This is a genomic window from Caulobacter sp. SRI_014 (genome assembly GCF_057586315.1).
The window spans coordinates 40,754-55,649 of record NZ_JBYCZQ010000002.1 but is presented as its reverse complement, the minus strand read 5'-3'; the positions used below and the strand labels follow the sequence as shown (position 1 = coordinate 55,649).

Annotated in this window: 6 protein-coding genes; 1 reads left to right on the top strand and 5 read right to left on the bottom strand. The window is 69.2% G+C overall.

Annotation, left to right across the window (positions count from 1 at the left end; translation table 11 throughout):
- Window positions 1-207: 207 nt before the first annotated feature.
- The 5 genes from AC2YG9_RS05685 to guaD all read right to left on the bottom strand — a co-directional run bounded on the left by AC2YG9_RS05685 (window position 208) and on the right by guaD (window position 6,577).
- Window positions 208-1,581 (bottom strand): TadA family conjugal transfer-associated ATPase, encoded by a 1,374-nt coding sequence (locus tag AC2YG9_RS05685; protein ID WP_487296975.1) that lies wholly within the window; start codon window positions 1,579-1,581, stop codon window positions 208-210.
- Window positions 1,581-2,762 (bottom strand): CpaE/TadZ family protein, encoded by a 1,182-nt coding sequence (locus AC2YG9_RS05680; RefSeq protein WP_487296974.1) that lies wholly within the window; start codon window positions 2,760-2,762, stop codon window positions 1,581-1,583. The genes AC2YG9_RS05685 and AC2YG9_RS05680 overlap by 1 nt, the downstream gene beginning before the upstream one ends.
- A gap of 12 nt (window positions 2,763-2,774) precedes the next feature.
- Complete coding sequence (locus tag AC2YG9_RS05675) at window positions 2,775-4,175, bottom strand: type II and III secretion system protein family protein (RefSeq protein ID WP_487296973.1); 1,401 nt, start codon at window positions 4,173-4,175, stop codon at window positions 2,775-2,777.
- 1 nt (window position 4,176) lies between these two features.
- Window positions 4,177-5,097 carry a Flp pilus assembly protein CpaB gene (gene cpaB, locus AC2YG9_RS05670; protein ID WP_487296972.1) on the bottom strand — a complete coding sequence of 307 codons (921 nt, stop codon included), beginning with the start codon at window positions 5,095-5,097 and terminating at the stop codon, window positions 4,177-4,179.
- A gap of 190 nt (window positions 5,098-5,287) precedes the next feature.
- Complete coding sequence (gene guaD / locus AC2YG9_RS05665; RefSeq protein WP_487296971.1) at window positions 5,288-6,577, bottom strand: guanine deaminase; 1,290 nt, start codon at window positions 6,575-6,577, stop codon at window positions 5,288-5,290.
- Between the two features lie 267 nt (window positions 6,578-6,844).
- On the opposite strand from guaD, the gene AC2YG9_RS05660 reads away from it, so the two are divergent.
- On the top strand, window positions 6,845-14,806 hold the full coding sequence (locus tag AC2YG9_RS05660) for a hypothetical protein (RefSeq protein WP_487296970.1): 7,962 nt from the start codon (window positions 6,845-6,847) through the stop codon (window positions 14,804-14,806).
- The last annotated feature ends 90 nt before the right edge of the window (window positions 14,807-14,896 follow it).

Below are 14,896 nucleotides of genomic sequence, written 5' to 3'. Positions count from 1 at the left end.
GCCTCCCATCCTCCCACGTAGCGCGAAGCGCGTACGGGGGAGGGGGACCGCCCGCGAGGCGGGTGGTGGAGGGGGCGAGTGACGGAGAGCGCGGCTTCAGGACGGTGCTCAGAGCAGGATCGGACGGGCTGGCGCACGGCACTCGCCCCCTCCACCGCTTCGCGGTCCCCCTCCCCCGTGAACGGGGGAGGATGTGGGCGGCCCGACTCACAGCGCCCTCTGCGGATCGAAGTTGGCGGTGTCGTAGTGGATGCCCCGACGGTTCATTTCGTCGAGGCACTTGGGGCGCAGGCCTGTGGCCCGGAACTCGCCCTGCACATGGCCGTCGGCGTCGGTGCCGGTGCGGTGGAAGCCGAAGATTTCCTGCATCTGGACCACCTGGCCTTCCATGCCGGTGATCTCCGAGACGCTCATCACCTTCCGCTTGCCGTCCGACAGACGCATGACCTGGACGATCATGCCCACCGCGCTGGCAATCTGCCCCCGGATGCTTTCCGGCGTCAGGCTGAGGCCCCCCATGGCCACCATCTGCTCCAGGCGGGTGATGGCGTCGCGCGGGGTGTTGGCGTGGATGGTGGCCATGCTGCCTTCGTGGCCGGTGTTCATGGCCTGCAGCATGTCGAAGGCTTCCTCGCCCCGGACCTCCCCCAGGATGACCCGGTCGGGACGCATCCGCAGGGCGTTCTTGACCAGCTCGCGCTGGCGGATCTCGCCCTTGCCCTCGATGTTCGGGGGGCGTGTTTCCATCCGCACAACGTGCGGCTGCTGCAGCTGCAGTTCGCAGGCGTCCTCGATGGTGATCAGGCGCTCGCCCTCGCTGATCGCCGCCGAGAAGGCGTTGAGCAGCGTGGTCTTGCCCGAGCCCGTGCCGCCGCTGATGACGGTCGAGACGCGCGCCTTCACCGCCCCATGCAGGAACTCGGCGACGCAGGCCGGCATGGCGCCGACACCGACCAGCCGTTCCAGGCTAAGCGGCTTCTTGGAGAACTTCCGGATCGACACCGCCGCGCCGTCGACGGTGATCGGATAGATGGCGGCGTTGACCCGGCTGCCGTCGGCCAGGCGGGCGTCGACCATCGGGCTCGACTCGTCGATCCGGCGGCCGACGGCGGCGACGATGCGGTTGACGATGCGCAGCAGGTGGTCGTTGTCGCGGAAGCGGATCGGGGTCAGCTCCAGCTCGCCCCGGCGCTCGATGTAAACCTGGTTGGGGCCATTGATCAGGATGTCGTTGATCGACTCGTCCTTGAGCAGCGGCTCGATGGGCCCCAGTCCCACCATCTCGTCGAACACCTCATGGCCCAGCTGGTCCAGCTCGACCGTGTTCAGGGCCAGGCGTCCGTCCTTGGCGAAATCCCCGACCAGCTTGCGCACCTGCCGGCGCATCTCGCCCTCGTCGAGCTCGCCGAGCTTGCCCAGATCGATTTCCTCGATCAGCCGGGCGTGCAGCCTAAGCCGCATGTCGAGCATCTCGTTGTCGACGCTGGAGGGCGGCGGGGTCTCGGGGACGGCGACGATGGGGGTGGCGATCCCCTCGAAGACCGGTTCCGGTTCGGCGCGGCGGAAGCTGAAGCGGGCCATCAGGCGGCCTTCCCGGGCTTGCTTTGGCCGGCATGGGCCGGATGCGGCGCGGCGGCCAACAGGCGGTCGACGATGTCGTCGACATCCCTGGCGATCCGGCTCTTGGGCCGGTGGCTGCGGATCGGACCGCCGAGGTTCACGCTGGCGGCGGCGGCTTCCCAGTCGCTGGTCAGGCCACCGTCGGCCTTGCGGCCCAGGGCCTTCTCGGCCTCGCTGGTCGAGGGCGCGGGGCCAAAGACCCGCTTGGCCAGGCGGTTGAGGATGATGCGGGGGCCGGGGCCTTCGGGCAGGTCGGCCTCGAACTCGCTGACCAGGCTGCGGGCGGCCAGCAGGGCCGGCACTGTCAACTCACTGACCACCAGCAGGGCGTCGGAGCCGGCCAGCACGTCCATGGTCCAGGTGCGGCGATGCCGCGGCGCGTCGACGATGACGAAGTCATAGACCTGGCAGGCGACATCCAGCACTCGCAGCACCGCCTCGGCCGAGACCGTCTCGAAGCCGTGGGGATCGCGGGCCTGGGCAATCAGGTCGAAGCCGCCAGGCGCCGGGCTGGCGAACACTTCCAGCAGGGCGGCGTCGATTCGCTCGGGCTCCTGGCTGGCGCGGCCCAGCATCATGTTGGCGGCGGCGCCCAGATAGGCGGCGCTGGCCCCGTCGGCGAGATTGAGGTCGATCAGGCAGACGCGCTTTTTGCCCTGCGCCCGCTCGGCCAGGGCGGCGGCCAGCTCGACGCAGAGGGTGGTGGCCCCCGCGCCGCCGACGGCCCCGGTGACGGTCCAGCAGCGGCCGGTCTGCACATGCGGCGCCGGTTGGGCGATCTCGGTCGGCTTCAACAGTAGCGCCGCCGCTTCCGCCAAATCCTTGGGTCCGAAAGGCGCCTCGACGATGTCGGCCCTCGGCAGGCGAAGCAGGGCCCGCATCAGGCCAGGCCCAAGTTGGTCGCCGGCCATGATGGCGGCCGGCGGAAAGGGCAGTTTGGCCAGCATGGCGATGGCCTCCGCCAAAGCGACAGGGTCGGCGGCGGCGTCGAGGACGGCCAGCTCGGGCTCATGCCCGGGCGGCCAGCCCGGGGGCATGGCGTCGGGGCTGACAACCTCCAGGCGGGCGCCCTCGAAGGCGGCCCGGCAGGCCTCGGCCAGACCGGGACCGATGGCCAGAACGCGGCGGTCGGCGAAACTCATGGTCTGTTTCCCTTAGTTGGCGGACGGCAGGCCGGGCGGGGTGGCGCCGACCGGGGCGGTCATCGGCTTGTCCATCACCAGGCTCTGGAAGATGACGTCGATGGCGCTGGGCTCGTTGCCGGCGATCATCGGGTTGGGGGTCAGCGACTGGCTCTGGGCCGCCGTGGTCAGGCGCGGGGTGACCAGGATCAGCAGCTCCGTCTCCGACCGCTTCCACCGCCCGGACTTGAACAGCGTGCCCAGCACCGGGATGTCACCCAGCCAAGGCAGTTGGCGCACGGCGTTGACGTAGTCCTGCTGGAACATGCCGGCGATGGCGAAGCTCTCGCCGTCGCGCAGCTCGATGGTCGTCGAGGCCCTGCGCACGGTCAGCGCCGGCATCTCATAGGCCCCGATCCGCAGGGCGTTGGTCGGGTCCAGCGCGCTGACCTCGGGCGCCACCTTCAGGCGGATCAGGCCGCTGTCCTGTACGGTCGGCGTGAACTTCAGGTTCACCCCGAACGGCTTGAACTCGATGGTCACCTCGCCGACCCCGGCCGGCACCGGATAGGGGAACTCGCCCCCGGCCAGGAAGGTGGCTTCCTCGCCGCTGATCGCCGCCAGGTTGGGCCGCGCCAGGGTGCGGATGATGCCCTTCTCCTCGAGCGCCCGCAGGGTGACGTCGATGGTGGTCGGGCCGACATTGGTCGAGATGGCCAGCGTGCCCTGGGGCGCGTTGTTGCCGAGCAGGCCGCTGCCCGAGCCGAACACCAGGCCGCTGTTGTTGGCCACGGCCATGTTGATGCCGAAGTCTTTCAGACTGTCGCGGCTGGCCTCGAGGATGCGGACCTCGAGCATGACCTGCTGGGCCGCCTCGACGGTGAGGGTCGAGCTGACGCCGCCCGGCGCATAGCGTTCGGCGATGGTCTTGGCGCGGGCGGCCACCGAGCTGGTCGAGACCTGGCCCGACAGCATCAGCCCGCCGGCCAGGTTCGACACCTTGATCGGCTCGCCGGGCAGGGCGGCGGTCATGTCGGCCTGGATGCCGGTCAGGTCGTGGCCGACCTTGACGTCGATGACCTCAACCAGCCGCTTGTTGGTGTCGTAGACCAGGATGTTGGTCGCGCCGAGGGTCTTGCCGCGGATGTAGAGGCTGCGGTCGGTGTTGGCGACGATCTCGGCGATGTCGGGCTGGGCCACGACGATCTGGCCGGCCGAACCGCTCAGTCGGAAGGCGGTCGACTTGTCCTTGGCCACGGTGATCGAGCGGCTCGGCGCCGCGTCGGCCGTGAAGGTAGGGAAGTCGACGTCGGGCAGCACGGCGGCCGAGATGTTGGGAGCCACGGCCGGGGCGGCCTTCTTGGGGGCCTGGGCGAAAGCCGGCGCGGCGGCGAAGGCCAGGCAGGCGCCGGCGGTCAGGAACAGGGCGCGCATATCAATAGCCTCCCAGGCGGTCGGCGGGCACCTGGACGGTGACCCGCTCGGAGCCCTGGACAACGGTCAGGGTGTGTTGGTCGGGGGCCCGAGGGGCGACGGGCTTGCGCGGACCGGCCGCGCGGCGAATGGCCGGCTTGGCGCCGGTGGGGGCGGGGGCCAGGCCCTTGGACGTCCAGGTCAGGGTGCGGACCGGGGCGGCCTCGGCCAGCTCGACGCTGCCGGTGCGGCGCAGGGCCAGGGAAAGCTCGCCGACCTGGGCGGCGACGGCCAGCTTGGCGGCGTCTTCCAGCGACACTTCCAGGGTGGCGGTCTTGGGGATGAACTTGTCGACGTTGGCCGGATCGGCGATCAGGTCCATGCCCAGGACCTTGACGTTCTGCAGCACCGCGCCGCTGACCGCGCCCTTGCCGCCGGCGCCCTCGACCTTGACGTCGTCGCTCGGCTCCATGGCGACCAGCACGTCGACCCGGTCCCCCGGGGTGACGTGCCCGCCACCGCCGGAAACGTCGGTGACCTTGATGGTATAGGCGCGCATGCCCTCGCCGATGACGGCGGCGACATTGGCCTTGGTCCCGCCGCCCGACAGCTTGGCCGGCAGCAGTGGCTCACGAGCGCTCAATCGGGCCAGGGTGACCGGGCCGCCGTTGTCGAGCGCTGTGACCGCGTCGATGGTCGAATAGGTGCCGTCCGGGACCGCGTCCTTGGGCAGCTTGATGATCATCAGGTCCTTGGCCGTCAGCTTCACCCCGAACGGGATGTCGGCCTTGGCCGCGACGACGGGGACCAGGTTGGTGACGGGCGCGGCGGCCGCCGCCTTGCCGAGGCCCGTGTTGTCTGGAAGCCAGGTCTTGGCGACCACCAGGGCTCCGACGCCCAGCAGGGCCGAGGCCCCCAGGCTGACTATAGTGGCGACACGCATGCTGACGTCCCCGCATTACCCCTGGGGGCCCGTGGTCACGGACTCCCCGAACTGACGATAAGGGTTACGGGAGGGGGCTTAGGATATGCTCAAGATATACAGTAAAGCTGCGTATACCTTGTTTGGACGCGTTGGATGGTTAGCGAGAGTTTACTGCATTGTCAGATCGTTATGATCGCTTAACCACAAATCACGCCCGGCTATGCGCCAGATTTCCGGCCAGATACGTCCGTTCGACTGTCCGCTCGTCGCCCAGCACCATCAGGGCGAACAGCCGCTCCGACAGGGTTTCGGCTCGGTGGTGGGCGAGGCCCGGCCCGCCCCTGGGGTCGAGCACCAGGAAGTCGGCCTCCATCCCCGGCTCGAAGGCGCCGATGCGGTCGGCCAGGCCCAGGGCCTCGGCCCCGCCCCGCCCGGCCATATAGAGAGCGGTCAGGGGATCCAGCGTCGTCCCCTTCAACTGGCCCACTTTCCAGGCCTCCGCGGCGGTGGTCAGCAGGCTCCAGCTGGTGCCGGCTCCGATGTCGGTGCCCAGCGCCACCTTCACCCCGAATCCCTTCGTGCGCTCGAGATCGAACAGGCCGCTGCCGAGGAACAGGTTGGAGGTCGGGCAGAAGGCGCAGGCGCATTTGGCCTCGCCCATGCGGGTGAGCTCGCGATCGCTCAGGTGGATGGCGTGGGCGAACAGCGAGCGGTCGGTGACCAGGCCGAAGCGGTCGTAGACGTCGAGATAGTCGGTCGCCTCGGGGAAGGCCCCGCGCGTGGCCTCGATCTCGGCGGCGTTCTCCGACAGGTGGGTCTGCATCCAGACGTCGGGGTTGTCGGCCACCAGCCGACCGGCCAGGGCCAGCTGCTCGCGCGAACTGCCAAGGGCGAACCTGGGCGTCACCGCATAGCCGAGCCGCCCCCGGCCCCGCCAGGCGCGGATCAGGGCCTGCGTCTCGGCCGCCCCGCCCTCGGCCGTGTCACGCAGGCCCTCGGGCCCCCGGTCCATCAGGCATTTGCCGGCGATCAGCCGCATGTCGCGGGCCAGGGCGTCCTCGAACAGGGCCTCGACCGACGTCGCGTGCACCGAGCCGAAGACCATCGCCGTCGTCGTGCCGTTGGCCAGCAGGGCGTTCAGGAACCGTCCCGCCGCCGCCCTTGCATGTCCCGGGTCGGCGAAAGCCCGCTCGGCCGGAAAGGTGTAGCGCTCCAGCCAGTCGAGCAGCGCACCGCCCGGCGAGGCGACCATGTCCAGCTGCGGAAAATGGATGTGGCCGTCGACGAAGCCCGGGGTGAGAAGCTTGCCCGGCAGATGCTCTATGAGGGTGTTGTCCGGCAGAGTGGCGGCGAGTTCGCTCCAGGCTCCAGCCTTAACGATACGGCCACCCTCGACGAGCAGCAGGCCATCTTCGAAATGTCGCAAAGCCGCCCCATTCGCGGCCGGGTCGCCCAGGGTCCAGACCAGTTCCGACCGCCACCCTCGCAACCCCGACATCGACCATCCGCTCCGCTGCCGGACGAGCCGCGCCGACAGGGAATTTCATAGCAGGTTGAATCAAAAGAACATTACTCAAAATGAGCATAAAATCGAACAATGTTCGCCCATAGAGCGATTTACCCCCCTTCCAAGGCAAACCTTCACAAATTTCCTGATGGACAGTTTGCCACACCCTCGCCTAGGTTCGACGAACGATGTCCTACGAGGGGCGGCGTGCGCCTGCGCGCACCCCTCTAATGTTAAGCAACCTGAGGGGGCTGCCTTATGTCCGTTTCCATCCGCAATCGCCGTCGCGTTTCCCTGCTGGCCAGCTCGTCGCTGGTCGCCGCCAGCCTCTTCGCAGGTGTGGCCGGGTTCGGCGGCCTGGTCATGACCCCCAGCGTAGCCCTGGCGGCCGACGAGTGCGGAGACCCCTCTGTCAACGCGGGGGCGGACGACGTCTTCACCTGCTCCGGCGCCTATGTGAACGTCGACTACACGGCGACGACCAACGGCGACCTGACCCTCAACCTCGAGGACGGTGTCACCGTCACCAACGGCATCGCCATCACCGGCAACGCCGGCGAGCGCCTGACGGTCCGGGCCACGACCAATGTCGTCGGCGGCGGCGATCCCAACGTGGTCAACCCCCTCGGCTACGCGATCAACGTCCAGGGCCAGGGCCCGGCGGTCATCATCGACCTGCGCTCCACCGACGTCGGCGTTGACGGACTGCCCGGCCCGGCCATCGGCAGCGGCCGCGGCATCCAGGCCACCAACACCGCCGGCGACACCCAGGTGCGGATGAACGAAGGCGCGGTCACCGCCACCGCCGGCTTCGGCATCAACGCCACCTCGGCCGGCGGCGGCAACACCGTCGTAAGCCTGACCAACGAAACCACCGTCACCTCGACCGGCACGGCCGTGCGCGCCCTGTCGAACGGCGGGACGGTGGACGTCATCACCACCGGCCTGCTGACCAGCGGCAACGAAGGCATCTTCGCCAACGGGACCGCCGGCGTGACCATCTCCGCCGGCGCGATCAACGCCGGGACCATCGGCATCAGCGCCACCTCGACGGGCGGCGCGGTCAACGTCACGACCACCCACAACCCGGGCGGCGTCACCGGCGCGAGCGGCATCGTCACCAATTCTGGCACTAACAACGCCACGACCATCACCCTGGGCGCCGACGTCACCGGCACGGCCGGCGCGGGCATCAGCTCGACCATCGGCGACGCCGACTACACCCTGACTGCCACCGGCCAGGCGATCAGCGCTACCGGCGGGTCGGGCGTGCTCGTCACCTCCAACGGCGACGGCCTGATCACCCTCAACGTTTCGGACGTCACCGGCGACAACGGCATCGAGATCAACGCCATCACCGGCAACAACACCGTGGTGGTCGTTTCCGATGGCTTGATTACCGCCAACACCAACGCCGGCGTCGATGCCGAAGCCAACGGTTCGGTCAGCGTCACGGTCAACGATGTGACCGCCGTCGGCTACGGTGTCATCGCCGACAGCAACAACAGTTCCGCGACCGTCACCGTCAACGGGAACGTGACGGGCGGCGGCGGCGTGGCCGCCCAGTCCGGCGGCTCGGGCGACGCCACGGTCACCATCGGCGCCGGCGCCACCGTCGCCGGCACTGACGGCTTCTCCTACGGCGCCTTCGCCCAGGCAACGGGCACGGGCGGCGCCACCATCACCGTCACCGGCGACGTCGCCGACGGCGGCGTCGGGGCCTTCACGAACGGCGGCACGGCCACGGTCACCGGCGCTGGCGATATCTCCATGCTCGGCGCCTTTGACGCGGTCGAGGTGGCCACCAACTCCGGCGCGATCAACGTCTCCCTCGCTGGCACGATTACCGCGGCCACCGCCGACGGCATCGACACCTTCAGCGACAGCGGCGCCACGAACGTCACGGTCAACGGCGCCGTGAGCGGCGGCGACAACGGCATCGAAGCCACCTCGAACAGCGGCGTGATCACGATCAACGTCAACGGCGGCGGCGCGGTCAGCGGGGCCACCAACGGCGTGCTCGCCCAAACGGGCGGTGCGACCTCGGCCGCGATCAACGTCGCCTCGGGCGGTTCGGTGACGGGCGGCAACGGCGCCGCGGCGAGCAACACCGGCAGCGGCGCCGCGACCGTGTCCATCGCGGCCGGCGGCACGGCCGCCTCCAACGGCGCCGGCTTCGGCGCCTCCGCCACCACCAGTGGCGCCGGCACGGCGACGGTCACCGTCGACGGTTCGGTCACCGAAGGCGGCGTCAGCGTCAGCGCTACCGGCGCCGGCAACGCCGTCTTCGCCAGCACCGGCGGTTCGGTCAACGACAGCGGCGCCGATGCGGCGGTCGAGGTCTCCAGCAACACCGGCACGGCCCAGGCCAGCTACACCGGGACCATCACCGGCGGCGGCAACGGCCTCGCGGTCAGCAGCACCGGCGGCACGGTGAGCGTCGGTTCGGCCGGCTCCATCACCGTCGGCGGCTCGGGCATCGTGGCCAGCAACACCACCGGCGTGGTGGTCATCAACAACACGGCCGCGATCGATGCGGGCGTCAGCGGCATCCTGGCCGGCACGACCGGCGGCGGCGTCACCGTCGTCGGCAACAGCGGCGCCATCAGCGGCGCCCTGACCGGCTACGGCATCAACGCCAGCAGCACCGCCGGCGGCACGGTCGTCGTCGGTAACACCGGCGCCATCGGCGCGTCGGGCGCCCCGGCCGTCTCCGGCGGCGTCCTGGCCTCCAGCACGGGCGGCGTTGGCGACGTCATCGCCCAGAGCGCCGTCGGCTCGATCTTCACCAGCGGAACCGGCGTTGACGCCGTCAACGGCAACACCGCCGGCGCGGCTGTCGCGACCTTCCTGGGCGTGATGGAAGCCGGCACGGTCGGCGTCAGCGCCAGCGTGACCAACGCCGGCAACGCAAGCGCTGCCGCGGTCGGCGTCGCTGACGGCTCGACCATCACGGCCGGCAGCATCGGCGCCCAGGCGATCAACGACGGCACAGGCTCGGCCACCGTCACCCTCGGCGCCGGGGTCACCATCGATCCCGACGACTACGGGGTGAACGTGGTGTCGGCCGCCAGCGACGCCACCGCCACGGTCGGCAACAACGGCGTCATCGTCATCACCAACACCGACGCTGACACCACCGCGACCGGCATCTACGCCGAGAGCGGCGCAGCGGCTGATGGCGTCGATCCGGCGGTCGAGATCACCGTCGGAACGAACCTCAGCATCACCATCGACGACGGCGCGGCGGGCGACGCCGATGGCGCCTCGGGCATCTACGGCAACGCGACCGGCGCGGCCGGCAGTGTGTTCATCCAGACCGGCAACGGCCTCAACATCGACATCACCGGCAACGGCGCGGTCGGCGTGGTCGGCCAATCGGTCGGCGGCGATGTCGAGATCGATGTCGGCACTGGCACGATCGACGTGACCGGCCTGGACAACACCGACGGAGCCGGCAACTTCCCGGGCTCGGCCGGTATCGGCGCCCTGTCGGCGACCGGCAACGTCTCGGTCAACTCGGAAGCGACGATCACCGTCAACAACGGCACGCTGGACGCGGCTGGCATCTTCGCCGGCACCGGCGGGGCGGGTAGCGCCACGGTCATCAACAGCGGCGCCATCACCTCCAGCGGCGGCGGTATCGGCGCCGAGGCGCAGGACGGCCTGGCTTCCGTCTTCAACACCGCGACCATCAATTCGGTCAACAACGGCATCGACGTGGAATCGACCGGGACCGGCAATGCGACGGTGACCAACAGCGGCGCGATCACCACCAGCGGCGTTTCCGCGGCCGGCATCTCTGTCGAGAACAACGGCGCCGACGGCTTCGTCTTCGTCAGCAACACCGCGACGATCAATTCCGGGTACGACGGCATCGCCGCCGTTAACACCAACGCGGCCAGCACGGGGATCGTTCAGGTCATCAACAGTGGTGCGCTGAACGCCAACCAGGGCGCCACGAACGGCTACGGCATCTTTACCATTCAGGCCGGCACGGGCGGGATCTCGATCAACAACTCCGGCGCTATCGCCGGCACTGCCCAGGTCGGGATCGGCGCCTTCGATACGGCTGCTTCAGGGCTGATCGCTATCGCCAACTCCGGGGCCATCGGGACCGCCGGTGATCGCGTGACCGCGGGCATCCTGGGTGATGCGACGGCCGGCGCCAGCGTCAACATCCAGTCCTCGGGGGCCATCTTCGCTCAAGGCCTCGGCATCCGTGGGACCTCGATCAGCGGCAATGTCCAGATCGGCACCACCGGCGGCGCGATCGACGTCACCGGCAACGCCGTCTCGATCGGCATCGCCGCCAGTAGCCAGGGCGGCTCTGTCGAGGTGGCCAACAATGTGGCGGTGACCTCCTCGGGCACCGGCATCCTGGCGACCAACACCACCGGTTCGGTCAGCGTCGGCACCTCCGGCGCGGTCACCGCCACCGCCAACGACGCCATCCGCACCTCGACCACCACGGGGACCAACACGGTCTTCACCGTGGCCGGCGGCAACCTGAACAGCACCAGCGGTGACGGCATCGACGCCTCCAGCACCACCGGGACGATCGATATCGACACCGTCGGCACGATCCAGGCTGGCAGTGTGGGGATCCGCGCCGCGGCCGCGGGCGCCGGCGTGGTCACTGTCGATACCGCGGCGACCTCGACCATCAACGCGACCGGCGACGGCATCAACGCCAGCTCGGTCGGCGGCGCGGTTTCCGTGACCAACAACGCCTCGGTCACCTCGACCGGCGCGGACGCCATCCAGACCAGCAGCGGCGCCGGGACTTCCACGGTCACCGTCAACGCCAACCTGACGGCCCTGGCCGGCAACGGCGTCATCGCCAACACCACCACGGGCGCCAACACGGTCAACTTCAACGTCGGCACGATCGACGCCGGCCTGGCCGGCATCGCGGCCTCCACCGCGGGCGGCTCTGTGTCGGTCACGACGGCGGCGGGCACGATCATCACCGGCAACGCCACCGACGGCATCTTCGCGCTGTCGACCGGCGGCGGCGCTGGCGACGTCACGGTGAGCAACGCCGCGGCCATCGGCACGGCGGGCAACCATGTGACCACGCTGGGCATTGGCGCCCTGATCATCGGCGGCGGCACGGGGAATTCCTCGATCACCAACACCGGCGCGGTCTTCGCCGACAACATCGTGCTCTACGGCTTCAACAACGGCTCGGGCACGGTCGGCGTCACCAACTCGGGGGCCCTGACCGGCAACGGCTCGGGCATCGTCGCGGAGAGCAATAGCGGCGCTATCACGGTGGCCAACAACGCCGGTGGTGTGATCAATACCGTCGACGACGGCATCCGCGCGGCCTCGGCCTCGGGCGTCGTCACGGTGACCACCAACGCCGACATCACCTCGACCGGCGCCGACGCCATCCAGGCCAGCACCGGCGCCGCCGCTTCGACGGTCAACGTCAACGCCAACCTGACGGCCCTGGCCGGCAACGGCGTCGTCACCACGAACGGCGCGGGCGTCAACACGGTCAACTTCAACAGCGGCACGATCGACGCAGGCCTGGCCGGCATCTCCGCCACCACCAGCGGTGGCTCGGTCAGCGTCATCAGCCTGGCCGGCACGGTCATCACCGGCAACGCGGCGGACGGCATCCTCGCCGCCTCGAACGCCGGCGGCGCCGGAAACGTCACGGTGACCAACGCCGCAGCCATCGGGACCAACGGCAACCACGTCACCAGCGTCGGTGTCGGGGCCGGGATCACCGGCGGCGGCACGGGCAATGTGTCGGTTACCAACACGGCCGCCGTGTTCGCTGACGCCATCGTGCTGTACGGAACAAACAACGGCTCGGGCACGGTCGGAATCACCAACTCGGCCGCGCTTACCGGCAACGGTGTCGGCATCGGCGCCGAAAGCAACAGCGGCGCCATCACCGTCACCAACAACGCTGGCGGCGTCATCCTGACCGGTGGCGACGGCATCAACGCCACCTCCGTCTCGGGCGCGGTGACGGTGACCACTGCCGCTACGGTCACCTCGACCGGCGCCGACGGCATCCAGGCCGGCACCTCCGGGGCCGCCCTGGTGGTGACCAACAACGCCGCGGTCAGCGGCGGGGCCAACGGCATCCTGACCGCCAACGGCGGGACCGGGACCACCAACGTCAACGTCAACGCCAATGTCACGGCGACCGGCGCCGGCCTCGCGGCCATCAACGCCGCGACCACCGGCACGGGGACGGTCACCGTCGCCATCGCCAACGGCCTGACGGTCCAGGACGTCAACGGCAGCGCCATCCGCACCACCTCGGGCGGCGGCACGGTGACCATCGGCACCGGCACGGGTTCGACCATCGTCGGCTCCGGCGCCGGCGCGGGCGGCTGGGTTGTTGACCTGAACAACGCGGCGGGCGGCACGACGACCTTCAACGTCGGCGGCACCACCACGGTCCGTTCGACGGACAACACCATCACCGGCTACGACGACAACGCCATCCGCGGCATCGGCGGCAGCGTGATCATCAACAACGCCGGCCGCATCAATGGTCGCGTCCTGTTCAGCGGCCTGACCGGCAACGTGGTGTTCAACAACTCCTCGCTGACCAGCTGGCACACCACCGGAGCCTCGGTCTTCTCGGGCGGCGCGGACACGCTGAACAACACCGGCGCCATCTTCACGAACGCCAATGGCGTCGCCACCAGCTTCGACTTCGGAGCCGGAGCCGACACCTTCACCCAGGCCGGTCTGCTGGTCGTCGGCGAGCCCACGCTCGGCGCCTCCACCCTGACCATCACCAACCTGGAAAGCTTCAACAACAGCGGCCGGATCGTCTTCGGCTCCAGCGGCACGACCCTCACGGCCGTGTCCGACGGGCAGATCAACGATCGCATCCTGGCCTCGGGCGCGACGTTCAACGGCACGGGCTCCAGCCTGCTGTCGATGGACGCCGACCTTGGCCCGGCGGTCCAGACCAGCTGCGCCGTCCTGACCGCCGCCGACTGCCTCAGCCTCACCGGCGGCAGCACGCTGGGGTCGACCTCGATCCTGGTCAACGACGTCAGCCCGAACCCCTTCGGCGCCTTCAACCCGGTCGGTATGGTCCTGGTCGATGTCTCCGGGGCCGGTTCGACCGCCTCGACCCACTTCTCGCTGAACACCGCGTCCGACTACTGGCGCGCGGACCTGAACTCGCCGGACGGCGTGCTCGACAAGGGCCTGTTCTTCTACGACCTGACCCTGAACCTCAACAAACAGCATGTCCTGGTGGGCCTGCCGGACAGCGAGGCCTTCGAGTTCACGACCTTCGGGGCCGCTCTGTCCAGCGTCTGGCAGACGACCACGGGGACCTGGTTCGAGCGTCAGGCCGACCTGCGCACCCAGCTGCCGTCGCTCGACGACAGCGGCTCGGGCATCTGGATGAAGATCACCGGGGCTTCGGCCGAACGTGACCGGATCCAGGGCTACGACCTGTTCGGCGTCCAGTACCGCTTCGACACCTCCTACGACCAGAGCACCATCTCCCTCATCGGGGGCCTGGACTTCATGGGCGGCGGTTCGGGCAAGGCCTGGGTCATCGGCGGTCAAGTCGGTTACGTCGACAGTGACGTGACCTTCGACAACTCGCCGACCGTGACCTCGTTCGAGGGTATGACCTTCGGTCTGTACGGCAGCCTGGTCTCGGGGGCCTGGTACCTCGACGGCATCGTCAACGCCAACAGCCTCGACTACGACCATCAGGCGATCACCCTGGCCCCGGCCGGCTCGAACGTCTTCTCCGGTTCGGTCGATACCCTGGGCCTCCAGGTCGAGGGTGGCTGGAACATGCCGATCGGCGCCAACGGCTTCTTCGAGCCGATGGGCGTGGTCTCCTACATGTCCTCGTCGATCGATGCGGTGGACGTGCCGGGGGCCAACGTCGACTTTGACGACGTTACCAGCCTGCGCGTCGGCCTCGGCGGCCGTCTGGGTCTGAACGCCGACCACGGGACCTTCTCGTCCAAGTGGTCGCTGGTCGCCCGGTACTGGAACGAGTTCGAGGGTGAGAACGACGTGACCTTCCACTCGGCGGGTCCGGACTTCACGCTCACCGACGACTTCTCCGGCAGCTTCGGCGAAGTCGGCGGCACCGTGAACGTCTTCGGCGCCGACGACCGGTTCTCGGCCTTCCTGAACCTCGGTGTGAAGTTCCAGGACGACTACCAGTCGACCGAAGGCTCGCTCGGCATCCGCTGGCGCTGGTAGTCGCATCGACGACCTGACCTGAAGTGGACGGGCCGGTCAGCAGACCGGCCCGTTTGCGTTCCAGCCTTCAAATCAACGGCGCCGTCAGAT